This window comes from Streptomyces sp. NPDC048639, assembly GCF_043199075.1.
In the GTDB taxonomy this organism is placed as follows: domain Bacteria; phylum Actinomycetota; class Actinomycetes; order Streptomycetales; family Streptomycetaceae; genus Streptomyces.
In genome coordinates this window covers 124,583-146,568 of sequence record NZ_JBICVP010000010.1, presented here as the reverse complement: position 1 = coordinate 146,568, position 21,986 = coordinate 124,583, and the positions used below count along the sequence as shown (strand labels likewise).

The following is a 21,986-nucleotide window of genomic DNA, read 5'->3' as shown; positions in this document are numbered from 1 at the left end:
GTGCCGCGGTCTCGTACGGTCCGTCAGATCCCGCCGGTGGCACGGCCGTCGAGCCATACGCGCAGGGCCTTGCGGTCGGTCTTGCCGTTGCCGTTCACCGGCATCTCGTCGATGACGTGGACGGACCGGGGCACCATGTAGGCAGGGAGCAGGTCCGCGACCGCGGTGGTGAGGGCCTTCGCCTCGACGTGGCCGGTCACCACGGCGGCGATCGAATCCTGGTCGGGCCAGAGCAGGCAGGCGGCCTCGGCGCAGCCCGCGCGGCGCAACGTGGCCTCGATCTCGCCGAGTTCCACGCGGTGTCCGCCGACCTTGACCTGCTGGTCGTTGCGGCCGACGTAGACGTACGTCCCGTCCTGGCTCCGCACCAGGTCACCGGTGCGGTAGTAGGTGCTGCCCTCGTGCTCGAAGAACCGCTCGGCGGTCAGCGCCGGATCGCGCCAGTAGCCGGGCGAGGTCTGCGGGCCCGCCACGCACAGCTCCCCGGTACGTCCCTCGGGCACGACGGCGAGGGTCTCGTCGACGACCAGCGGACGGAGTCCGGGATAGAGCCGGCCGATGGGGACGTTGTCGTGCAGGCACTGTGCCGGACTGGCCGCGGGGTCCCACCGGTGGACGGAGCAGGCGATGGTGAGTTCCGTCGGACCGTAGAGATTCTCCAGCACCGAGGCCGGCGCCGCGGCCTGCCACGACTGGGCGATCTCCCGGGGCAGCGCCTCGCCGCAGAACAGGCTCCAGCGGAGCGTCGGCATCCTTCCCGGCGTCAGGGCTCCCCGCTTGCGGAGCATGGCCGCCACGGACGGTACGGAGAACCAGACGGTGATTCCGTGGCGTTCCAGGTAGCGGAAGGGCGAGAGGATCTCGATGGGGTCCATGGCACAGACACGGGCGCCGTGGTCCCAGGCCATGAAGAGGTCGAAGACCGAGAGGTCGAAGGTCTGGTCGAAGGTCTGCGTGAAGCGGTCCTCGGGAGTGAACCCGTAGCGCTCGCGGCCGGCGTCGAGAAAGGCCCGTGCGTTGCCGTGGGTGATCGGCACGCCCTTGGGTGCTCCGGTGCTCCCGGAGGTGAACAGCAGATAGGCGAGGTCGTCGGGCGCGGCCTGCGGCGGGTCCGTGAGCGGTGCGGACCGGGCCAGGTCCGCAGCGCCGAACACCGTCCCCGCTCCGGCGATGCGGTCGCCCGATCCGCCTTCGGGGAGCAGGACGGCCGGTGGCTTGCGCAACCCGGCCAGCAGCGGCGCGAGTTGGGGCAGGGACTGTTCGTCGACGATCAAGGCGTCGAGGTCGGCCCGCTCCAGCATGGTGCGGGTGCGCTCCAGCGGTAGCTTCCGGTTCAGCGGGACGAACGCGGCTCCGGCGAAGAGCGCGGCCAGGGTTCCGAGGTACGACGCCTCACTGCGGTGGGCGAACACCCCTACGCGCTCCGGTCTTCGGCCGCCAACGGCATCGACGAGCCGCGACGCCCAGCGCAGGGCGATGTCGGCTCCCTCTCCGTAGGTGTACTCGCGCTTGCCGACGGTGAGCGCAACACTTCCGGGGCTGTGCCGGGCGTGGTGCAGGAAGCCCGAGGCCAGACTTCCGTACGGCGGTGGGGCGGTGGTGAGGGTGTTCACGGTCACGCTGTGCGTGGTGGGCATGTCGTGCGTGGCGGGCATTTCGTGCGTGGCGGGCATGTCTTTCCTCCAGCGCGGATGGTGCGGGGTTCGGGTGCACGGTGGGCAGCGGCCGCAGGTCGGGGCCGTGGAGCAGTCGCCTCGGGCATGCGGGGGCGGTGCGGAAGTGCGAGCGCGGCGCGAACGGGTGCGACGGCGGGACGATGTGATCGACCCGGCTCGTGTGAGAGGTGCCCGACGGCGCATCGACCGGGGCGGAAGCCCTCCGGGGAGGGCGTGTGCTGAGGGCACGTCAAAGATTGAGCGTAGGTGCGGAGTTGGGCAGGACCGCTCGGCCGATGTCAGCCGCGGCCGGACCCGCTGTCCGTCACAACCGGGTTCCTCGGCCGCGCTCACGCATCGGCCATCGCCCTTCTCTCGGTACGGGCTCCCAGCGCGACCCGTTCCGTGGCCACCCCGGCCACGAGGAAGACGACTGCCGCGCCGATCCAGCCCACCGTGCCGGTGCTCAGGAGCAGCCCCGTGACCACGACCGGTCCGAGTACCCGTTGTCCGGCGTTGCCGAGGTTGAAGACCGAGAGATAGCGTCCGCGGGCCTCCGGTGGCGCCAGGGCGATGGAGAGGTCCCAGCCCGCGGAGTTGGCCACGACCTCACCGAGCGACAGGGCCACGACGGCCGCGAACAGCCAGCCCACCACCCACCAGCCCTGCGCGGCGCCCGCGCCCGCGAAGCAGAGGCTCGACGCGGCCAGAGCGACACCGGCGTACGTCATCATGCGGCTGGTGCGCCGCAGGCCCTGGGCCATCCTGCTGACCGGGATCTGCAACAGCACGACCAGTCCGGTGTTCACCGCGAACAGGACCGAGACCGTCGCCGGCGATGCTTCCGTGTGCTCCAGAACCCAGACGGGCATGGCCACCAGCAGCAGCGCGTCGAAGAAGGACAGCAGGAAATTCAGCCCGGTCAGCAGGAGATAGCGGCGATCGGGCAGCGCGGCCCGCTTCTCCTTCTGCCGGGCCTGCGGCGCGCCCTGCTCGGGGATGCGCAGGACCAGCGCCGCGCCTCCCAGGAAGGCCGCGCCGATGGCGACCAGGGTGATCCGATAGGCGAACAGGGTGTCGCTGAGCAGAGCGGCGCTCGCCGCCATCGCCCCGGCGCCCAGGCCGCAGTTGCGGACGACGTTGATCACCGCCAGCAGACGTGTGCGCTGCCGCTGCTCGGTCACGGCGGCGGCCACGAGCGCCTGGAGCACGGGTGGCGCCGCGCGGTCGGCCGCGATGGCGAACAGCGTCACGACCATGAACTGCCAGTAGTTCGTGACCAGTCCGTACGCGGTGCAGCACACCGCCCGGCACACGTAGAGGACGGCCAGGACCCGGCGTGCGCCGAAGCGGTCCGCCAGTACGCCACCGCCGAGCGAGACGCCCAGTGCGACTGCGCCCGCGACGGCCAGGCCCACGCCGACCTGGTTCGGGCTGAGGCCGACGTGGCGTGTGAAGAACGCCATGGAGCTGGCCATGAAGAGCCCGATACCGAGCGACTGGACCAGGGCGGCGGCCGCCAGACGCCTCTCGGCCGGGGCTAATCGACTCATATCCGGGTCCGCGGGCGCGAGGCGACGGGGGCCCGGACGGTCGGGTCGACGTTTCCAGACATGTTCTCAAACCTTGCTGTGCTTACAGAAACTTCACGGAATGAGAACATCATCCGCGCGATGTTCACAGGCGGCGTGAGTCGCCGGTACTCAGTTCTGACGCTCAGTGAGCTGACGCTCGGTCACCGCCGCCGTGCCCCGCCACACCGCCGACTCACCGACTCGCGACTCACGACTCACGACTCACGACTCACGACTCACCGACGCCATCAGAAGTGGCCGCCCTTCACCCAGCCGTGCTTCTCCTTGCCGGAGTAGTACCAAGTCCCGTCGTAGTCGTCGTTCGAGGACGCGTGCGTCGCACCCGAGCTCCTGGTCCTCACCATGCCGCTGCTCTTGCTGACGCCCCCGCCCTTGCTCTTGCTCTTGCTCTTGCTCTTGCTCTTGCTCTTGCTCTTGCTCTTGCTCTTCTTCGAGCCACCACCGCTGCTGGAGTCGTTGTCGCTTCCGTCGTCGCACCTCTCGGAGTCGATGACGTTGTAGCCCTTGGCCCGCTGGTAGCTCTCCCGGTCCACACACCTGCGGTCTTCTTCGGTGATCACGAAGAAGACCATCAACCCCAGGACCGCGACAGGTATCAGCCACGCCCACTTCCTGCCGCGCGAACGGCTCTTGCCACTGCTGTCCTCGACCCTCTCGATGCGGATCATGGCTGCTCCATTTCGTCATGTACGGCTCAGATTCCGGGCCATGCTAGGGGCCGCCGTAAACGATTACTCAAGTAGGGGGCTACTCACCGTTCACCAACGCATCAGCGCAGGTGAGCCCGATCGACACGACAACCGGGCCCGCCCGGCAGGGGTGCTGGACCGTCCCGCTGGGCGCTCGGGCTGCCGCCTCATCACGGCAGCGAACCGTCATCAACGAATGCACCCGCTGACCGCTGCTCCGTCGTCGGTGGCCTGCCAAGGTCCGCGGACCTGCGAACGTTTGGTGGGCAGCCGCCACTCAGGGATAGGAGGGTGACCTCCCTCGGATATTGAGAGGCCGCGCCACGGCGGGCCTGTTAGGTTGCCGGGGCGGCAGATCGCCCCTCAAGGCCCCGTCCGCTCGCCCCAGGAGCGCCCGCGATTCCACCCCGTCTGACTCCGTTGCTGGAGCAGTTCGACTTCGCCCGCGAGCGCCTCGCCTGTCGTCTGTCAGGGCCCGTCATGGACAGCGGCGACGGGGCGGACACCCGGGTCGGCCCCATGACCGACGAGGAGTTCTTCTGGGAGCCGGTGCCCGACTGCTGGTCGGTGCGGCGGCGCACGGACGGGCCGGGGCCGCGCGCAACTCTCCTTGCCGGTACCGGCGATTGGGGACGGGATGGCGCCTCCTACCCGCACCCCTGGCCGCCGCCGGTCACCACCATCGCGTGGCGCCTGAGCCACCTCAGCGAGATGCTGACCGTGCGCGCCGACCACACCGCCGGCAGCCACTCGCTGACCCGGGACGACTATCGCGTCAGCGGGGACACCGCAGGGGCGATCGCCGCATTCGAAGCGGGCGCCACGGCATGGCGGAAGGCTCTGTCGGGCGTTGACGACGTCGCGCTCGACACCGTGGGGTACTGCACCTACCCGCACGGCAGCGATCCGGACGACCCGTTCATCGACATCGTGTGGTGGGTCAACCAGGAAGTGCTGCACCATGGGGCCGAGATCGCTCTGCTGCGCGACCTGTACCGCGCGGGACAGCACTGACCTGAGCTCGTCCGGGTCCGCAACGCTCTCCCGCGACCGGCCGGTTCACAGCGCGGCCCCCGCCGACCGTCAACCGGTCGCGGGGGCCCTGTGGTTCGCCCGCGTTCAGACGCCCAGCTCACCGCTCTTCACGGCGTCGACGAACGACGACCAGCCGTCCGCCGGGAACATGAGCACCGGGCCATGCGGGTCCTTGCTGTCACGCACAGGGACGAGGGCGGCGAAGTCGTCGGAGACCTCGACGCACTCGCCGCCGTCCGAGTTGCTGTAGGAGCTCTTGCGCCAGGTAGCGTCGCGAGTGGGATGCCGAACCCGGAGGCGTCCAACTGCTCAGCCAGGCCGAGCTGTTGAGTGCCCGCGTCGCGGAGGCGAACGCGCGCAGCCGGAAGGACGGCCGCTGAGCGATCGGGGGTCGAGGAAGCCGAACGACGGCCGTGCCGCGAACGTCCGGCGCCCTGTCCGCGGGCCGGCCGAAGGGTGTGGCCGGCAGCGGGATGCGGCGCAGGTTGTGCCAACTGTCCGCCGTGGTGGGCGTCGTGGACTCAGGCGGCGTCCAGCAGGAACTGAACTGATGCAGCACACGTCTCTCGCACCATGACTTCTGACGAGCGGCAAGAGCACGCGAGCTCCACCGGGCTCACGTCGCCGTCCGCTGTGCCTGTGGATCCGCCGAAGGTCAACGACTACAACGGGTTCGCCGAGGCGTACACGGCCGAAAATGAAACCAACCTCATCAATGCCTACTACGAGCGGCCCGCGATGCTGGCCCTCGCCGGAGACGTGGCCGGCCGGCGGATCCTCGACGCCGGCTGCGGCTCCGGGGCCCTCTTCGCCGCGCTGCGCGACCGTGACGCCGTCGTGAGCGGCTTCGACGTGAGTGCCGGGATGCTGGAGCCGGCCCGGCGGCGGCTCGGCGACGGTGCGGACCTGCAGGTGGCCGACCTGGGCAGCCCGCTTCCCTACCCTGACGACACGTTCGACGATGTCGTCGCGTCCTTGGTGCTGCACTACCTGGAGGACTGGGGGCCGGCGCTGGCCGAGCTGCGACGCGTACTCAAGCCCGGCGGTCGGCTGATCGCCTCCGTCGATCATCCCTTTGCTATCAACCTCATGCACCGCCAGGCCGGCCGCGAGGCCGAGTACGAGTATTTCGACACCACCAACTGGACCGAAGAGTGGACCATGGGCGGCCAGACCGCGCTGATGAGCATCTGGCACAGGCCGCTGCACGCGATGGTCGAGGCGTTCACCGCGTCAGGATTCCGGATCACGGTCATCAGCGAGCCAGAGCCTGATCCAGCCGCCCGCGAGCTGTTCCCTGAGGCCTTCGCGGCCAAGCCGCGCTTCCTGTGCTTCTTGTTCTTCGTCCTGCAAGCGGACTAGGCGGCTTCTTGCCGGGTTGGACTCTGCGATCCCCGCGAACCACGCGCCCCACGGCCGATGAGTCCTGCCGCTGCCCGGAGTCGGAACGGGTGTAGGCAGAGAAGATACGGAGCCCCACAGCGAAAGGACGCCTCCCATGGCCTTCACCCACGTACTGGCCGTCGCTCCCGTCCGGGACATCGAGACGGCCGTGGCCTGGTACGAACGCCTCACCGGTCGGCCCGCCGACCGCAGGCCGATGGACGGGCTGGCCGACTGGCACATCTCCCCCGGCGGCTGGATCCAGGTCTTCGTCTCGCCCGAGCACGCCGGATCCACCTTGCTCAACCTCGTCGTCGAGGATCTCGACACCGCGCTCACCGAGATCGCCGACCGGGGTCTGACCGCCGGCCCGGTGGAGCACGGCGGTCGGACGGTGCGGTTCGCCGCCCTGCACGATCCCGACGGCAACCGCATCACGCTGATCGAGAACCCCGTCACCTGACCGCCCGGGTGCGGAACTCGTCCGCGGTTCGGAGCGGGCGACCCTACCGGTCGGAGCCACCGGGTGCGGCGCATCCCCCGCCGCCTGCTCGCACCGCAGCCCGGGCGCGCTCCGCGGTGGAGCCCGATGCGCTAGGTCTGCGCCATCAACAACTGCGCGGCGAGGTCCGCGCCGTCGGTGCGCACCGCGCCGGCCACGGACCGGGCGCGGGCTGACACCTCGGACCCGTACTGCGACCGGCACCAGGAGCGGATGAACGGCGACCCGCGTCAGGTCGTCACGGAGCACGACGCGTGGAACGACGAGAACTTCTCCGTCGTGAAAGGCGCACCGGGCGCCGCCACGTTCAACAACGACCCGGGCGACATCATGCGCGCCTACCCCCGTTACACCAAGGGCGACTTGATGAACTTCACCTATGACGACCTGAGCAGGGACTACGGCGACGAGACACTGAACTGGTACGAGATCTCCCCCGGTGAGACCGGGCACCACTACGTCAACGACAAGAGGTTCTCGCTCGTATCCTGGCGCGGCCGCCATTCGGACGGCCCCACCGAGGTCTATCTCCCGCCCGGCTTCGACCCCGCCGCCACGGCCGTCGTGACGGACCGCACGACGCAGTACGGCTTCACCGTGCGCAACGCATCGGCGAACACCCCCGACGAAGTGATGATCGCCGATGATCCGCACACGACCCACTCCTCCGCGGCCGGCCGTGGGCACCGCCTGGTCGTCTTCGACGACCAGGGCGAACGCCCCGGCAACGACGCCGAGGACGACACGGATACCTGGCACTACGCGCTGGTGGTCGCCGATCCCGACGCCGCGGACACCGCTCGGCTCCAGGACATCCGGGCCGAGCTCAACGCCGCGGTGCAGGGCGATCCCTCACATGGGCGACAGCCCACCAATCCCGTGCAGTTGGTCGGCAAACTCAACGAGTGACCCTCCCGTCCCGCCCGGCGGCGGTGGCGACCGGAGCACAGCAGGCCAGACCGATCAGCAGCATGACCACCGGGAACAGCAGGGCGGCCCGGGTGGCTGTGGTGGTGGTCGCGCCGAGTGCGGCCTGGAGAAGGGCGCCCGTCGCGGCGCTGCCGAGGGCTCCGCCGAGCTGGCGGGTGGTGCTGAAGACCCCGGAGGCCACCCCCACCAGGCCCGGGTCGAGGGTGGAGGTGGCGATTCGGGCGAGCGGGGCGGAGACGAGCCCGATCCCCACCCCCGAGACCACCAGCGAGGGCATCAGGGCCCACAGGCTCATCCCGGGCCGTAGCAGCACCACGAGCGACCCGGTCCCCGCCACCAGCAGCGCGAAGCCCGCTGCCGCCAGGAGCCGCGGATCGGCGGTGTCCGACCATCCACCGGCCCGGCGGGCGGCGACGGAGGACAGGACGAACATCGGCACCGTGGCCGCCCCGGCCTGAAGCGGTGTGTGGTGGAGGGTGTTCTGCAGGTAGATCATCAGCGGCAGGAACAGACCGCCCATGGCACAGCCCATCGCACCGCCGGCCGCGCTCGCCGCGGAGAAGCCGCGATTGCGGAACAGCCGCAGCGGCAGCAGTGGCTCACGCGGGTTGCGGTGCTGCCAGAGGACGAACGCGCCCAGGCACACCAGGCCGAAGGCGATGATCCGGCCGATGGTGAGAGGTCCGGCGACAGTGCCCCAGTGGTGGAGCTCGCCGCTCTGTACCGCGAAGACGACAGCGAACAGGCCCGCTCCGCTCAGGACCGTGCCCCACGGGTCGAGCCGGTGACGCCTGGCCGGCCGCCAGTCGGGGACCAGCCGCGCCGCTGCGATCCAGCCGGCCACGCCGACCGGCACATTGATCAGGAAGATGCCCCGCCAGTCCAGCGTGGCGACGATCAGGCCACCGGCCAGAGGACCGGCCGCCATCGAAGCCCCGCCGACCGCGCCCCAGACACCCAGCGGCCGCCCCCGCCTCTCGGCCGGGAACATGTGCACGATCAGGGCCATCGTCTGCGGGGCGATCAACGCGGCCGACAGGCCCTGGACCGCACGCGCGGCGATCAGCGCCCCGGGCCCCGTCGCCACGGCGCACGCCAGCGACGCGAAGGTGAAGCCCGCCAGGCCGGTCAGGAACACCCGCTTGGGGCCGACGCGGTCGCCGAGGCGCCCGGCGAGGATGAGCGGGACGGCGTAGCACAGCGCGTACGCACTGTTGACCCACACCATGTCGTTGACCGTGGCGTGGAGGGTGTCCTGGATCCGGGGGATCGCCACGTTCACGACCGTGGCGTCCAGCCCGATCATGAAGAAGCTGACGCAGAGCGCGTACAGGGCCGCCCAGGGCCTGCGGCCGGATCGAGAGGTCGGGTTACCGCGGAGAGGGTGCTGCAGCTGCAAGGGGGGTCGTGTCCTTCGTACGTCCCGCCCGGCCGTACGCGACACCACGACGTACCGATGCGGGGAACGGAAGCCCATACCGGGCCATGACGTTCACGCTCGCTTCGGTTCGCACCACTACACTCCCGATCTCGACAGAAAAGGGCCGGATGCGGCCCATCTCGTCCTCTTTCCTATCATCCCTCCCTCCGGGTTCCGAACCGGGGTCCAGAGCGCCCCGGAAACACCGGTCGCGGGTGGCGCGGGTGGCCGGTCGGCGCGGGTGGCAGGTCGGCGGGGTCGCGTCGCGGTGTCCACGGCCGATCAGTGGCCCATCGCCGGAAGCCGGGCAGGCCGGTGTCGAGCTGGATGCGGTCGACATCCTGGCGAGACCACGCCGTCCGGACCGACGTCCGAGTCGAAGCCTTACTGACGCCGCCGCTCATCCCAGGCGACGTTGAGGACGAGACCCGCGCCGATCACAGTGCCTGCGACTTCCACATATGCGTGATGCATCAGGTCAGAGCGGTCGGCGACAGCCCAATCCCGGCCTGCGAATACCGGTATGTCCGTCACGAGCTCCTCATGGTATTCGGGGTTCAGACCTTCGATCTCACCCTTGCCCCGCTGTCCACCAGGAAGTCGCGATACGCCCCGACATGGGCTTTCCGGCTGGCAGTTCACGTGTCCTTCCGTCGTCGTCCGGTGCCCGTCGATGTACCGGTAGGTGTTCTTCGCGGCGAACCGCAACGGCAGCGCCAGAGCGCACAGGAACACGATCAGCACCACCCGTTGCCACAGCTTGAGCCCACGTATCGGATCAGCGCTCCACGAGACCGGCCCACGCCCGACACCTCGCGTTCTGTGACCACCGGACCGGACCCCGGACGGCCGGCGGCGTGTCTCACAAGTCACGACAGGCCGCCGCCGGCCAACTCCGGGAAAACACCGAGCAGGCCGTTCCGCCCCGCAGACAGGACGAACGTCGCCTGCGGCGGCGCTAGTCCCGCTGGAAGTCGGAAAGGATGAAGTCCGAGCCCTTGATGTACATGCCGTCCATGCCGATCCCGTCCATCAACTCGGCGTCGACGTCGCCGACCTCGTCGAACGCGAAGACAGCGCCGTGGACCATGCGGCCTTCCTTGTCTCCCGGAAGGGTGTAGGCAAGGGTCGCCGAGGCCGAACGGGAGGGGGCGAGCTTCAGTCCCTCGCCCGCGGGGTCCACCTCCAGCTCGACCGGAAGCTCGTTCTTGTTCTCCCAGAGGGAGAGGTCCACAACCTTCGGGAGACGACACGTTGTGGAGCCCGTGTTCTTCGCCTGGACGGTGGAAGCGCCCGCGCTCCCCTCACCCGCCTGAACCGTCATGGTCACCTTGAGGTCCGGATTCGAGCAGGGCTCGGTGCTCTCCTCGCCGGAGCCGCCCGAACCACCCGAGCCGTTGCCACCGTTGGTCCCGCCGCCCGAGGCGGGGTCCTTCTCGCCCTCGGCGATGCCTTCGCCCTTGCCGCCTTCGTCCTTGCCCTTGGACGGCTTCGAATTCTCGGCCGGGGTGGACTGCGACTTCCCGTCCCCCTTGGCCGTGTCCCCTTCGTTGTCATTGCATCCGGTCAGGGCAACTGCCATCGCCACGGAGGACAGCAGGATGCCCATGGTGCGTATCTTCACTGGATCTCTTTCTCATCGGCCGTCAATGCGGTCCGGACGCACGGGGCGCCGGGACCGTGTCACGCAGTCGACGAGCGACCGCGCCGCATCCCCGTACTGAGCGCGTAGCCATGTCGACCGGGGGCATGGCTGCCGCGGAGGACGTCGAGCCGGTCGAGGTGGCGTCCCAAGCTGCCCAATGGCCGTGCGGATGGCCGGAGTTCCCCACGTCCGACAGCAGGTGCTTGTCCCGTGGAGGATCGAGGCTCCGGGACATCGGACACGGCCGGGCCCCTGGGCACGCTAGGGCGGTCGGCCTGCTCGGGCATGATGAACCGCTACTCAACTGCGAGGGAAATGGGGGTGTCCTGCATCACCTGCCGTAGAGGCCCGCCGGGCCGGCTCAACGGACCAGCGGCGAAGCACTGGACACGAACGCCTCTATCGCACGCCTGGCCGCGGTGTCCTGTGCGTCGCGTGCGCCCTGGCCTTGCGCCTTCGATACATCCCGGGTGTTCTCATAAGCCAGTTCGGCCGCGAGGATCACTTCTCGGTCATCGGTGGTCAGTTTGACCCGGTAGAGCGATTGCCTGGCCACGGTCCGCAGACGATGCGCCTCGTCCCTCGCGGCGATGAATGCTTCCCCGTCCGGGCCCTCCAACTTGCGGTACCAGCGTGCCGCCTGGCCGTGGCGGTAGTCCTCGACTGCTCCGGCGAACGCGCTGTAGACGGCCATGCGTTCCTGCCGGAGCGCCTCGGACCGCGCGAACGCCTCCGTGCGCCTGGCCGCGAGGCGCTGGAAGGTGTGCGTGATCACGGAGCCCAACAGGGTGCCCCCCACCGCTACGACACTGGTCCAGATGGCTTCCATTGGTCCAGCCGATCACGGAAGCGGGCCACCGCGACACACCTTCACGGCCGATACCCGCGGTGTACGGAATGCGCAGCGGATGTGGACGCTCCGCCAGCGACACGACCATCCCCGACCCGGCATGGTGACCGTATCGCCCGGTAGCCGATCGCGGGGGTGCGTATCGAGAGCCGGCAAGGGTCGCACCCATCAACGGCAACTTCCTCGGTGTCCGCTCTTCCTCATGTATCGGCTGCCGATGTATTCTCGCCCGCATGGCGTCGAAACCACTCACCGAACCGGTCTTCTTCGTGCTCCTCGCGCTGCACGACGCGCCGCGCCATGGGTACGGCATCAAGCAGGAGGCCGCCGAACTCTCCGACGGGCGCATCGATCTGCGCGTGGGCACGCTCTACGGCGTCCTCGACCGGCTCACGGCCGACGAACTCGTCGAGCACGACCACGACGAGGTCCACCAGGGGCGGCTGCGCCGCTACTACCGCCTCACCAACGACGGCCGCCGGGCGCTGGAGGTCGAGAACGCGCGGATGGCCGCCAACGTCCGGGCCGCGGAGCGGCGTCTGACCGGAGCCCCCGAGGCCGGGACACCCGCGGCGCCCACCGCCGCTCCCCCGTCCCGCGGACGGGCACGGCCCGCCGGAGCAGGAGGAACCGCATGAGCACGAGCAGCTCCCCCACTCTGCTGGAGGACCGGTTCCGCGCCCTCCTGCGCGTACTGCCCGCCTACTACCGGCAGGAGCGCGAGGAGGAAATGGTCGACACCTTCCTGAGCGACCACGAACCGCTCGACGAGGAAGCGGAGTTGGGCCGCCCCAGGCCCCGCGAGGTCGCCGGGGTTCTCGTCCTCGCGGTCCGCACACGCCTGGCCGGGCCCGGCGCCCCGGCCCGTTACGTCGCCTACGGCCGGGCGGCACGCCTCGTCGGCCTGCTCGGAGTGGCCCTGTTCGCCGCCTCCACGGCGGTGAACCTGCTGGCCGATGCGGCGCTCCTCCTCGGCGGATCCGCCGAGGACAAGCACCTGGTACTCGATGCCTTCCTCGGTCGGTCGCCCGACGGGTCCGCCGACGCCCTCAGTACGGCGCTGGCACTGATGGTCGTGGTGCTGCCCCTCGGCTGGATCGCCGCGGCCATCGCTCTGGGAACCGGGCACCGGCGACGTGCCGCCGCATTCTGCGCCGTGGCCGCGCTGCCCACGTTCGTGCACCTGGGCCGGTCGGCGGTCGAAGGCTTCGGCCCGTCCGTGGCGCAGTCGGCAGCCGTCGCTCTCGTCGTCCTGGTCCTCGGCAGCGTGGCGGCGGCGTTCCACCCCGGCGCGCCCCGCGCCGAGATCTCCGGCCTCGCCGGTGAATGGATCACAGCGGCCTGTGTCCTCGTCCTTCTCGCCACGGCAGTCACCGGCCGGCTGATCCTGGGCTTCGACGACGGGGGCCACGGCTGGGTCTTTCTGGTGGGCGGAGCGGCGTGCCTCACCCTCCGCGCCCGTGCGCGCCGCCGGCCCCCGGAGGCCCCGAAGTCCGCCGGATCTCCGGCCGTTCGGACACCCCGTACGCACATGGCGGCCCACGATCCCGCGCTGCCTGCGGCACTGGCCGTCCTCGGTCTGCCCGTGGTGGTCATGTGCCTGGACATGGTGACGTATTACACGAGTATCTCCGGTTTCCCCGTTGCCGGGATCATCACCGGCGTCGCCCGGGCATTGGCCGTCGCCCTGCTCGAGGCCGTGCTGCTCGTGGTCGCGGCACGGGCGCTGCGGCGCGAGCCACGGATGCGCAACTCCGCGCCCACCGCGCCCGCTTCGGCCACTCGCCCCGGCGCCTGAGCCATGCGGGCATGGTGTACGGCCCGGGCGCGCATCGGAGCCCGGGCCGCACACCGCGGAGATCGCGTCCGCCCGTCAGACGTCGCGGTCGACGAGGTGGTCCAGCAGCACGCGCAATTCGTTCGCGGCCGTTGCGGCCAGCGGCACATCCGCGAGGGCCCTCTCCACCGACGCGATGTGGTCACCCGCCTCGGCCAGGGCCGCCGTGCGGCCGCCGGCTTCATCGATCAATGCGGCTGCACGCCGGGCACCGGCCTCGTCGACGGTCCCCGCGGATTCCAGGAAGGCGGCAAGCCGGCCGGCCTCCGGCCCGGGGGCGTCGAGAGCGGCGAGCACGGGGAAGGTCTTCTTCCGCTCCCGTAGATCACCGTGCGCGGGCTTTCCGGTCACCGACGGGTCGCCCCAGATCCCCAGCACGTCGTCGACCACCTGGAACGCGAGCCCCAGATGCCGCCCCGCACGCTCCAGTGCCCCGACCGTCTCCGCTGGCGCGCCCCCGAACAGGGCGCCGAGCGCCGCGGCGCAGCCCAGCAGGGCGCCGGTCTTGCGCTCGGCCATCGTGCGGTACTCCTCCAGCCGCACCCGCTCGGGCCCGGCCCAGGGGCGGGCGGCGAACAGCAGGTCGTCCGCCTGGCCCGACACCAGGTCGCCCAGCGCGGAGGAGAGCAGGCGCAGGGCATCCGGGCCCGCAGGGGTCGCGGCGAGGGTCTCGACGGCCAGGGCGTACAGCGCGTCGCCCGCCAGGACTGCCGGACCCGTGCCGTACGCCTTCCACACCGTGGGCCGGCGGCGCCGGGTGGCGTCGCCGTCCATGATGTCGTCGTGCAGCAGGGAGAAGGTGTGCACCAACTCCACCGCGACGGCCGCCTCGACGCCCGCCTGCCCGGGCGCACCGGCCGCCTCCGCCCCGAGGACGGCCAGCGCCTGGCGTATGCCCTTGCCGCCGGGGTGGGTGGCGGGTGCGCCGCCGGTCTCGCACCAGCCGAAGGAGTAGGCGGCCATCTCCCCGACCCAGGGGTGGAGGCGTTCGACGGCACGGGTGAGCGCGGGACGCACCAACGCGCGGCAGCGGGCGAGGACTTGGGGAGCGGTCCCGGTCCGGAGGGCTGTGGGGGTCACGGTCACCGCACGGCCTCCTCGGTCCTGTTGACTCCGGCGGGAGTCGGGGCGGTGGTGGCTCGCGTCGACGCGGTCGTACGGGTCGACGCGGTCGTACGGGTCATCGGGGCCGTACGGGTCGACGGGGTCGCCATGACCGGGGAACCCTCACCGGCCCGGGCCGCCGGAGGGGTGTCGGAGGCGAGTTCCTCCCGGGCCCGTGCGGCCATCTCCCGGGCATGGCGCAGGCCGATGCGGGCGAACGCGGCTTCCAGGTCGGCGAGTTCCGCCATCGTCAGGGCACGGTCGCGGCCCAGGCGGGCGAGGGACTTGGTCAGACCGAGCCGGGACAGCGCCTCCCCGCGCGGCTCGCTCATCCCCTGGAACCGTGCGAGCGCCTGCTCGTAGAAGTCCCGGGCCTCGGCGTAGCGCCCGGCCCGGTAGAGGACGTTGGCACGCATCTTGTGGTTGTAGGCCAGAGCGCTGGAGAGGCTCATGGCCCGGCATATCTCCTCGGCCTCCGAGAGCAGGCGGAGCGCCGACGGAGTGTCCTCGTCGCGTACGGAGACGACGTCGGCCAGTCCGCGCAGGGCCCAGGCACGGCCGCGCCGGTCGTCGGCTCCGGCGGCGATGTCCGCGGCTTCCTCGAACATCGCGTACGCGCTGTCGTACGAGCCGGTGTTGCGGTGCATCTGCGCAATGCCCTCCAGGGCCCAGACGGTGTGGCGGGCCTCGCCCCGCTTCCGCGCCTCCGCGAGGAGTTGTTCGTGAAGGCGGCCCACGGCCTCGTAGTCGCCCTGGATGCGCCCCGTCTCCGCCAGGCCGGCCAGCGAGTAGCCGCGGACGACGATGTCCCCGCCCCGCTCGCCGAGTTCGGCAGCCAGCCCGAGCAGCCGCCAGGCCAGCGGGAACGCGCCGCGCTGGCGGGCCAGGGTGCCACCGCTCCACAGTGCCCACGCCATGGCCGCGGTGTCCCCGACCTCCCGGGCCGTGCGATAGCTGGCCTTCCAGGCCCGGTCGGCGTCCTCGACCTGCCCCAGCCGCCGGTGGGCCTCGGCGACGGCCAGTCCGCAGCGTGCCACCTCGCTCCGCTCCCCCGCCTGCTCGGCGGCGCTCAACTGCTCGGTGGCGGCGGCCAGGACGTCGGTGAGTGAGCTGTTCACCGACAGGGTGGTCAGGGCGCCTTGATATTCCGGGGCGATTGCCTTGCCGTACATGCGAGCCTTTCGGGTGCGGGGACATCGTGCTGTCCGGCAGGAGCGCCCCGGACCTCGGAAGCCAGCTATACACACGCAGTATACGCGGAGTGTATAGCGAGCCCTGAACCCGCCTGGGAAACCCGGAAGACCCGGGGCAGCCTGCTGCCGATCAAGACGTCGAAGCATCCAGAGAGGTTGCCCCACCTCGGCAGACACCGACGAGAGCGCCGTTCCCGGCACGGGCCGGCACGCGGCGTCGTGCCGGGGTGCGGATCACCTCGTCCCCGTGCGGCCGGCGGCGGCGAACGGCCTGATGGGAGACGGTACGGCTGTCGGTTGACGTGGGGGTCGACGGGCGCCGTAGCGCGCGCTGCGGTGTACTGGTCTGGAGACGGCCACGGCCGTGGGACGCGCCGGACCGACCGATGGCCGCCACCGACGCAGCCAGGCGCGGAGGCCCCGGCGCAGGCCGCCGTCGTACGGGCTTCGTACGGGGCGGCACCCAGGCACCGGCCAGGCGTCGACGCCGCCGGACGTCGGCGGCCGGGGAGCCGCAGCCGCTCCGGTACACCCGGATGTCGCGGACGACCCGGTGACCACGATTGCCCGGCCTGGATCTGCCGCCGCCGGACAGAACGGGGAAGGGAGAGCGCGGTGACCCCCTACGAGACCAGCACCCCCCTCGCCGCTCCCGGGACGACGCAGACCGTCGGCGTTCACCGCGAATGGGACGCTCTGGCCGAGGTGGTGGTGGGCCGCCCACTGGACTTCACATTCCCCACCCGCGCCCCCCAGACCCAGGCGGCACTCGCCTTCCTCCCCCAGGGGTTCGAGCACCGCTGGGCCGAGGCCGCGGGCAAGCGCTGGTCCGAGACCGATCCGGAGAGCTATACGCGCTGCCGCGACCAACTCGACGCTCTCGCCGCCTTTTTGGCGGACCGCGACATCACCGTCCACCGGCCCGTCGAGCTGAGTCCCGAAGAGCAGGCGATCCTGGGCGAGTTCTCGCCCGTATCACTCCAGATCTTCACTCGCGACCCCATGATCGTCATCGGTGACACCGTGATCGAGGCGTCCTTGCGTCTGCCGCACCGCTTCAAGGAACGCTTCGGGCTGCGCCCCCTGATCGCCGACCTGGTGCGACGCGGGGCCCACCACATCGTCGTACCTCCGGGCCGCCCCGTGCCCCTCGACCAGGTCGCGCTCGCCCAGGGCCCCTTCCTCGAAGGCGGCGACGTCATGCTCTTCGGCCCGGACATACTCGTGGGCGTGGGCGAGGGCCGCTACGCCACCGACGACGCCGGACTCGACTGGCTGCGCGCCCAGCTCGGCAGCCGGTACCGCGTCCACCGCGTCCCGCTGCACTCCCGGGTCCTGCACCTGGACGACGGCCTGGCTGCCGTCCGCGAAGGACTTGCTGTCGTCGCCCGCGAACAGTTCACCCACGGCCTGCCCCCGCTCATCGCCGACTGGGACCTCATCGACGTCACCCTCGATGACGCCCTCAACCTCCTGGCCGCCAATGTCCTCGTCCTCGCCCCCGGCGAAGTCCTCCTCGACACCCGCCTTCCCCGCCTCGCGGACGAGCTCACCGCCCACGGCGTCACGGTCCACACCATGGACTTCGACGCCGTCACCCCCTTCGCCGGCGGATTCCGCTGCTCCCACCACCCGGTCCGCCGCACTCCGGCCGGCTGACGGGCCGTTCGGAACGCGGCGACGAGCAACCCGGGGTGTACTGCCGTCGCGGCACGGCTCGGTAGGAGGCGGCGGCTCGTAGGCTCGGTGCTGCGGTTGTCGGGGCGCGAGTGGTGGGGGCGGTATGCCTGCTTCGGGTGGGGGCTGTCGGCCGGGTGGCGGCCGGTGGTGGGGGTTGAGCATCGGGGCGGGCGGGGTCCTGGCTGGGCCAGGCGTCCGGAAGCGCAGGCCATAGTCCGGTTGCGCAACAGACCAACCACGCCATCCCGCCTGGGCCGTTGATCGAGCCGGTCCCGGAGACCCGTCGTCGAAATGCTTGACCGGAGGCAAGCAATTCCACAGCGGGTGTCGGAGAAAGGCGCACGGCCCCGAGCGCCTGCCCGTACCCCGCAGTGTCACGGCCCCCTCCACGGACACGGACCGCGGCCACGCCCCCCGCCGCCCCGATGCTCCATCGTTGCGCCGCAGGCGCGAGACGAGACCGGTACTCGACGTGCCACCGCAGCCCAGCCGGGCATGCGGGAAACGCCATGTCACCGGCCCCAGCCACAGACACGGACCCCGGCGGCACCCCCTGCCCAGGCCAACGCTCCTTCCCTGCGCCGCAGGCGCGAGCCTTCTTACGCCGCAGGCGCGAGACGGGTACGGCGTGGGGCACTGGCGCGCAGCGGTCGTCGCCCCCTCCGAACCTCGGCATACGGAACCCGGGCCGCCCGTGCTCCCTCCTGGGAGTGGGCGGCTCCCCGTCCACGACACGGCTTGCCGGGCGATCGCTGACCGGATCGCGCCGGGAGAACGAAGGAGAAGTTTGATCATGCATCCGGGAATCCCTGGAACTCTGGCCGCCTTACTGGGTGTTGTGGGCCCGGCCGGTTCGGCAGGCACGAGCGCCATGCCCTCGACCGGTGACCGCATGGTCACCGTGGCGGGCTGCACCCATGCCACGGACACCGGCGCCGTGACCGTACGCGACGGCGGTGACCTCGAATGGGTGCTGAGCGGCATCGTCAGGGCACGCTGCGACTCCCGTCCCGACGGGCACCTTCTTCAGGCGTCGCTGCAGCACAAGACCCACGGCACGTGGGCGACCCTTCCTCCCAGCGAATACGACGTCACGCCCACCATCCACGTCGAAGACCCTGACGGTGTCTCCACCGGGAACGGTGCGACGTACGAGGTCTCCGCCGAATGCGCTCCGGGAACCTACCGGGTCCGCTACAAGGCCACCGTGACGCGGGGCGGTACGACACAGACCACCGGCACGGTCACCACCGCGCCCGTCGTCATCAAGCACTGCGACGGCTGACACACCGGCCGCACCGCCGCATTCGTCCCCGCGCGACCCCGTGCCGACCCGCGCCGCCTTCGCGCCGCCCCGGGCCGACCCCGGGCTCTGCGTCCGGGCCCGGAGTCCGGCACACGGCCTACTCGCCTCCCTCCGTGGCGAGTTCATCCGCGCGACGCGGGACGTGGCAACAGGATCGCCGACCACAGGACCGCCTGCCCGAGGCAGGCGGTCCTGCCCGTGCGCGCGGAAGCTGTGCCGGCCGGTGCCTCGGATCACTGCCGAGAGCGTGTGGGTGAACGAGTCGGCCAGAGGGTGCCGTGAACGCGACGGCCGGAGCGTGCCGTAACGGGACGACCGGAGCGTGCCGCAAACGGGACAGCCGGGGGCGTGCGGTGAACGGGACAGCCGGGGGCGCGGCAGACTCACCCCCGCGGCTTCCGGTCAGCCGCTCTTCGCCTCGGTGACAGCCGTACGAAGCGCGTCGAGGAGACGATGGCCCTCGGTGTCGTCGCCGAATCCGAGGTAGAACGACGCCCCTTCGGTGGAGCCCGACCACTGCCCCGTCACGCCGACCCCGAAGTCGATATCGGCCGAGAGCCGCGACGCGGCCAGGCTGACGGCATCCAGCCTCGCCGACCGCACGTGCACGCCACGCTTCTCCCCCTCGACCACGATCAGCAGAACCGGAGGGGTGACCAGCGTCAGTGTGCGATGCGCGGTGTCGGGATCCGCGGAGCCCATGAGGCGGGCCAACAGGCCCGGCTTGCGCAGCCGCACGCTGGAGGTCTCGAAGCACCATCCGGTCCGGCCCAGTACGTCGCCGAGTTGGTGATGCTCGGCATGTGCGGCGATCCCGGCGCGTAGCGGCTCATCGATGGCACTCACCTCGCAGGCCCTGCTCGTGCGCTTGTAGAGCGGGTCCATCCGACGGCCTCTCTCGCGACTCTGCCCGGGCTGATCACCGCTTCGGATCCTACGCCGCGCCGTACTCCGGGAATCTGTGTCGTCGCCCGGGAACCCGAAGGCTCCTTCGACGGACTCCTGCAGTGGAGCAGCAGTGGGCTCCAACAGAGCTCGTAGGAGCGGTTGTCGGGCCACCGACCACGCACCGCACCCCCATGATCATCGAACCGAGTGATCCGGTACCTTTCTGATCATTCGGGGGCCGAGCGGGCAATCAGCCTGTTCGGCACATAGCTCGCACCAGAAGGAAACCCCTTGGCTCGTCGTCGCCTCCACCGCCTGATACCCGGAGCCATCGCGCTCACCACCGCGCTCAGCGCCGTACCCGCAGTTCCGGCCTACGCGGCCGATACTCCGCCCACGCCCCATCTGGACGCCGTCGAGAAGGCCTTGAAGGAGGTCTCGCCGGGCCTGGAGGGTTCGGTGTGGCAGCGCACCGAGGGCAACCGGCTGGACGCGCCCGAGGGTGATCCGTCCGGATGGCTGCTGCAGACTCCTGGCTGCTGGGGCGACCCGGCGTGCACGGACCGTGCGGGCTCCCGTTCGCTGCTGGAGCGAATGGAGCGGAACATCGCGCAGGCCGAACGCACCGTGGACATCTCCACCCTGGCGCCGTTCCCGAACGGCGGTTTCCAGGATGCGATCGTCAAGGGGCTCAAGGCGTCGGTCGCGGCCGGCCACAAGCCCCGGGTGCGCATCCTCGTCGGCGCCGCTCCCCTCTACCACCTGAACGTCGTGCCCTCCCGCTACCGCGACGAGCTGATCGGGAAGCTCGGCGACGCCGCGAAGGACGTCACGCTCAACGTGGCCTCGATGACCACGTCCAAGACCGCGTTCTCGTGGAACCACTCCAAGCTCCTCGTCGTCGACGGCCGGACCGCCGTCACCGGCGGCATCAACGGGTGGAAGGACGACTACCTCGACAGCGCGCACCCGGTCGCGGACGCCGACATCGCGCTCAGCGGTCCGGCGGCCGGGTCCGCGTCGCGGTACCTCGACACGTTGTGGGACTGGACCTGCGGCAACTCCTGGAATCCCGGCAAGGTGTGGCTCGCGACATCGGGCGGCGCCTCGTGCATGCGGACCCTGGAGGGCGGAGGGGACGGAGATCGCGGAAAGACCGGCGGGGAGGGCGGCGCGCCGGCACCGCGGGCGGTCGGGGACGTCCCGGTCATTGCTGTCGGCGGCCTCGGCGTGGGCATCAAGGACAAGGACCCGTCCTCCCTCTTCACCCCCGCCCTGCCGTCCGCGCCGGACGCCAGGTGCACCGCCGGCCTCGCCGACCGCACCAACGCGGACCGGGACTACGACACCGTCAACCCGGAGGAGAGCGCGCTGCGTTCACTCGTGTCGAGCGCCGAGGACCGCATCGACATCTCCCAGCAGGACCTCAACGCCACCTGCCCGCCGCTGCCGCGCTACGACGTGCGGCTCTACGACACCCTGGCGGCCAAGCTCGAGGACGGCGTGAAAGTACGCATCGTCGTGAGCGATCCGGCCAATCGCGGAGCCGTCGGAAGCGGTGGCTACTCCCAGATCAAGTCGCTCTCCGAGATCAGTGACCTTCTGCGCGACCGGCTCCGGAAGCGCACCGGGAGCCGGGAGAAGGCGGCGTCGGCGATGTGCGAGAACCTCCAACTCGCCACGTTCCGCAGCTCCTCGAAAGCGCGGTGGGCGGACGGCAAGCCGTACGCGGCTCACCACAAGGTCGTCTCGGTGGACGACTCGGCGTTCTACGTCGGGTCGAAGAACCTCTATCCGGCCTGGTTGCAGGATTTCGGCTACATCGTCGAGGACCGTACCGCCGCAGGGCAGTTGAAGAAGGCGCTACTGGACCCGGAGTGGAAGTACTCCAAAGCGACGGCCACGTTCGACTACGCCCGGGGCGTATGCCCTGAGTGAACGTCCCCGAAGTCCGCTGACACAGGCCTGACTTCGGAAACGGGGGACCGCACCAATGGGCATCCTGCGTACCATTGGGGCGGTCCCCTTCCGTTGTTCCGATGCTTTTTCGCCATGAGATCCACCTCACCCCTGCTTCCGGGTCCGCTGGGTAATCGGAACCCCACAGGGGGTGTTATTGTTGGGTGTCGGCGCAAGCATCAAGCGGTAAGAGACAACCCAGAGTCGGCCACCGGAGCAAGGGTTCCGACCTTGCCCCTCCAGCCGTATTCCGGCCGTCGTGAGAACTTCCGGCCCGGCCGTGCAACACCGCCATATCTGCGTGACCAGCACTTG

General features: G+C 70.5%; 19 protein-coding genes and 1 pseudogene. 9 read left to right on the top strand and 11 right to left on the bottom strand.

The features are described 5' to 3' along the window. Positions 1 to 23 precede the first annotated feature (23 nt). The 3 genes from ACGFNH_RS26570 to ACGFNH_RS26560 all read right to left on the bottom strand — a co-directional run bounded on the left by ACGFNH_RS26570 (position 24) and on the right by ACGFNH_RS26560 (position 3,918). Positions 24 to 1,673 (bottom strand): amino acid adenylation domain-containing protein, encoded by a 1,650-nt coding sequence (locus tag ACGFNH_RS26570; protein ID WP_393657823.1) that lies wholly within the window; start codon positions 1,671 to 1,673, stop codon positions 24 to 26. Positions 1,674 to 2,005: 332 nt separating this feature from the next. Next, positions 2,006 to 3,208 carry an MFS transporter gene (locus tag ACGFNH_RS26565; protein WP_393657821.1) on the bottom strand — a complete coding sequence of 401 codons (1,203 nt, stop codon included), beginning with the start codon at positions 3,206 to 3,208 and terminating at the stop codon, positions 2,006 to 2,008. A gap of 269 nt (positions 3,209 to 3,477) precedes the next feature. Then, positions 3,478 to 3,918: a hypothetical protein gene (locus ACGFNH_RS26560; RefSeq protein ID WP_393657819.1), complete on the bottom strand. Its 441-nt coding sequence runs from the start codon at positions 3,916 to 3,918 to the stop codon at positions 3,478 to 3,480. 441 nt (positions 3,919 to 4,359) lie between these two features. Here ACGFNH_RS26560 and ACGFNH_RS26555 point away from each other — a divergent pair, with 441 nt between their 5' ends. Beyond that, positions 4,360 to 4,953: a DinB family protein gene (locus ACGFNH_RS26555; protein ID WP_393657817.1), complete on the top strand. Its 594-nt coding sequence runs from the start codon at positions 4,360 to 4,362 to the stop codon at positions 4,951 to 4,953. Positions 4,954 to 5,058: 105 nt separating this feature from the next. On the opposite strand, the pseudogene ACGFNH_RS26550 reads toward ACGFNH_RS26555, so the two are convergent. Then, a pseudogene (locus ACGFNH_RS26550) lies at positions 5,059 to 5,244 on the bottom strand (DUF397 domain-containing protein); the annotation flags it as partial. 303 nt (positions 5,245 to 5,547) lie between these two features. Between ACGFNH_RS26550 and ACGFNH_RS26545 the strand changes: the two are divergent. The 3 genes from ACGFNH_RS26545 to ACGFNH_RS26535 all read left to right on the top strand — a co-directional run bounded on the left by ACGFNH_RS26545 (position 5,548) and on the right by ACGFNH_RS26535 (position 7,768). Beyond that, positions 5,548 to 6,336: a class I SAM-dependent methyltransferase gene (locus ACGFNH_RS26545; protein ID WP_393657815.1), complete on the top strand. Its 789-nt coding sequence runs from the start codon at positions 5,548 to 5,550 to the stop codon at positions 6,334 to 6,336. 136 nt (positions 6,337 to 6,472) lie between these two features. Then, positions 6,473 to 6,820: a VOC family protein gene (locus tag ACGFNH_RS26540; protein WP_393657813.1), complete on the top strand. Its 348-nt coding sequence runs from the start codon at positions 6,473 to 6,475 to the stop codon at positions 6,818 to 6,820. Between the two features lie 177 nt (positions 6,821 to 6,997). After that, positions 6,998 to 7,768, top strand: a complete 771-nt coding sequence (locus ACGFNH_RS26535; RefSeq protein ID WP_393657811.1) for a hypothetical protein — start codon at positions 6,998 to 7,000, stop codon at positions 7,766 to 7,768. Here ACGFNH_RS26535 and ACGFNH_RS26530 read toward each other — a convergent pair. The 4 genes from ACGFNH_RS26530 to ACGFNH_RS26515 form a co-directional block, all read right to left on the bottom strand. Beyond that, complete coding sequence (locus ACGFNH_RS26530; protein ID WP_393657809.1) at positions 7,758 to 9,188, bottom strand: MFS transporter; 1,431 nt, start codon at positions 9,186 to 9,188, stop codon at positions 7,758 to 7,760. The two genes, ACGFNH_RS26535 and ACGFNH_RS26530, sit on opposite strands and share 11 nt — an antisense overlap. A gap of 405 nt (positions 9,189 to 9,593) precedes the next feature. Beyond that, positions 9,594 to 9,956 carry a hypothetical protein gene (locus tag ACGFNH_RS26525; RefSeq protein WP_393657807.1) on the bottom strand — a complete coding sequence of 121 codons (363 nt, stop codon included), beginning with the start codon at positions 9,954 to 9,956 and terminating at the stop codon, positions 9,594 to 9,596. A gap of 211 nt (positions 9,957 to 10,167) precedes the next feature. Next, positions 10,168 to 10,833, bottom strand: a complete 666-nt coding sequence (locus ACGFNH_RS26520) for a DUF4232 domain-containing protein (protein WP_393657805.1) — start codon at positions 10,831 to 10,833, stop codon at positions 10,168 to 10,170. A 382-nt stretch (positions 10,834 to 11,215) separates the two neighbouring features. Then, positions 11,216 to 11,683, bottom strand: coding sequence for a hypothetical protein (locus ACGFNH_RS26515; protein WP_393657803.1), 468 nt, complete (start codon positions 11,681 to 11,683; stop codon positions 11,216 to 11,218). A 254-nt stretch (positions 11,684 to 11,937) separates the two neighbouring features. On the opposite strand from ACGFNH_RS26515, the gene ACGFNH_RS26510 reads away from it, so the two are divergent. Together ACGFNH_RS26510 and ACGFNH_RS26505 are read left to right on the top strand one after the other, a co-directional pair. Next, positions 11,938 to 12,342, top strand: a complete 405-nt coding sequence (locus ACGFNH_RS26510) for a PadR family transcriptional regulator (RefSeq protein WP_393657801.1) — start codon at positions 11,938 to 11,940, stop codon at positions 12,340 to 12,342. After that, the gene (locus ACGFNH_RS26505) at positions 12,339 to 13,502 is read left to right on the top strand and encodes a hypothetical protein (RefSeq protein ID WP_393657800.1); all 1,164 of its coding nucleotides are present in this window, start codon (positions 12,339 to 12,341) and stop codon (positions 13,500 to 13,502) included. Before ACGFNH_RS26510 ends, ACGFNH_RS26505 begins: the two co-directional genes overlap by 4 nt. Positions 13,503 to 13,577: 75 nt before the next feature. Here ACGFNH_RS26505 and ACGFNH_RS26500 read toward each other — a convergent pair whose 3' ends face one another. Both ACGFNH_RS26500 and ACGFNH_RS26495 read right to left on the bottom strand, forming a co-directional pair. After that, entirely contained in the window at positions 13,578 to 14,627 is a 1,050-nt protein-coding gene (locus tag ACGFNH_RS26500) for a polyprenyl synthetase family protein (protein ID WP_393657798.1), read from the bottom strand. Continuing rightward, positions 14,624 to 15,817, bottom strand: coding sequence for a tetratricopeptide repeat protein (locus tag ACGFNH_RS26495; RefSeq protein WP_393657796.1), 1,194 nt, complete (start codon positions 15,815 to 15,817; stop codon positions 14,624 to 14,626). The genes ACGFNH_RS26500 and ACGFNH_RS26495 overlap by 4 nt, the downstream gene beginning before the upstream one ends. Before the next feature lie 636 nt (positions 15,818 to 16,453). Here ACGFNH_RS26495 and ACGFNH_RS26490 point away from each other — a divergent pair. Both ACGFNH_RS26490 and ACGFNH_RS26485 read left to right on the top strand, forming a co-directional pair. Continuing rightward, positions 16,454 to 17,497: an amidinotransferase gene (locus ACGFNH_RS26490; RefSeq protein WP_393657794.1), complete on the top strand. Its 1,044-nt coding sequence runs from the start codon at positions 16,454 to 16,456 to the stop codon at positions 17,495 to 17,497. Positions 17,498 to 18,311: 814 nt separating this feature from the next. Next, a complete protein-coding gene (locus ACGFNH_RS26485) occupies positions 18,312 to 18,803 on the top strand; it encodes a hypothetical protein (protein WP_393657792.1) in 492 nt (163 codons plus the stop codon). A gap of 423 nt (positions 18,804 to 19,226) precedes the next feature. On the opposite strand, the gene ACGFNH_RS26480 is transcribed toward ACGFNH_RS26485, so the two are convergent. Further along, positions 19,227 to 19,709 carry a hypothetical protein gene (locus ACGFNH_RS26480; protein WP_393657790.1) on the bottom strand — a complete coding sequence of 161 codons (483 nt, stop codon included), beginning with the start codon at positions 19,707 to 19,709 and terminating at the stop codon, positions 19,227 to 19,229. Between the two features lie 294 nt (positions 19,710 to 20,003). On the opposite strand from ACGFNH_RS26480, the gene ACGFNH_RS26475 reads away from it, so the two are divergent. Beyond that, positions 20,004 to 21,650 (top strand): phospholipase D-like domain-containing protein, encoded by a 1,647-nt coding sequence (locus tag ACGFNH_RS26475; RefSeq protein WP_393657788.1) that lies wholly within the window; start codon positions 20,004 to 20,006, stop codon positions 21,648 to 21,650. The last annotated feature ends 336 nt before the right edge of the window (positions 21,651 to 21,986 follow it).

Bases quoted from the DNA above. Each gene is read 5' to 3' on its own strand.
- ACGFNH_RS26570 (WP_393657823.1), bottom strand. From the start codon at position 1,673: ATGCCCGCCACGCACGAAATGCCCGCCACGCACGACATGCCCACCACG.
- ACGFNH_RS26565 (WP_393657821.1), bottom strand. From the start codon at position 3,208: ATGAGTCGATTAGCCCCGGCCGAGAGGCGTCTGGCGGCCGCCGCCCTG.
- ACGFNH_RS26560 (WP_393657819.1), bottom strand. From the start codon at position 3,918: ATGATCCGCATCGAGAGGGTCGAGGACAGCAGTGGCAAGAGCCGTTCG.
- ACGFNH_RS26545 (WP_393657815.1), top strand. From the start codon at position 5,548: ATGACTTCTGACGAGCGGCAAGAGCACGCGAGCTCCACCGGGCTCACG.
- ACGFNH_RS26540 (WP_393657813.1), top strand. From the start codon at position 6,473: ATGGCCTTCACCCACGTACTGGCCGTCGCTCCCGTCCGGGACATCGAG.
- ACGFNH_RS26515 (WP_393657803.1), bottom strand. From the start codon at position 11,683: ATGGAAGCCATCTGGACCAGTGTCGTAGCGGTGGGGGGCACCCTGTTG.
- ACGFNH_RS26510 (WP_393657801.1), top strand. From the start codon at position 11,938: ATGGCGTCGAAACCACTCACCGAACCGGTCTTCTTCGTGCTCCTCGCG.
- ACGFNH_RS26505 (WP_393657800.1), top strand. From the start codon at position 12,339: ATGAGCACGAGCAGCTCCCCCACTCTGCTGGAGGACCGGTTCCGCGCC.
- ACGFNH_RS26495 (WP_393657796.1), bottom strand. From the start codon at position 15,817: ATGTACGGCAAGGCAATCGCCCCGGAATATCAAGGCGCCCTGACCACC.
- ACGFNH_RS26485 (WP_393657792.1), top strand. From the start codon at position 18,312: ATGCATCCGGGAATCCCTGGAACTCTGGCCGCCTTACTGGGTGTTGTG.
- ACGFNH_RS26480 (WP_393657790.1), bottom strand. From the start codon at position 19,709: ATGGACCCGCTCTACAAGCGCACGAGCAGGGCCTGCGAGGTGAGTGCC.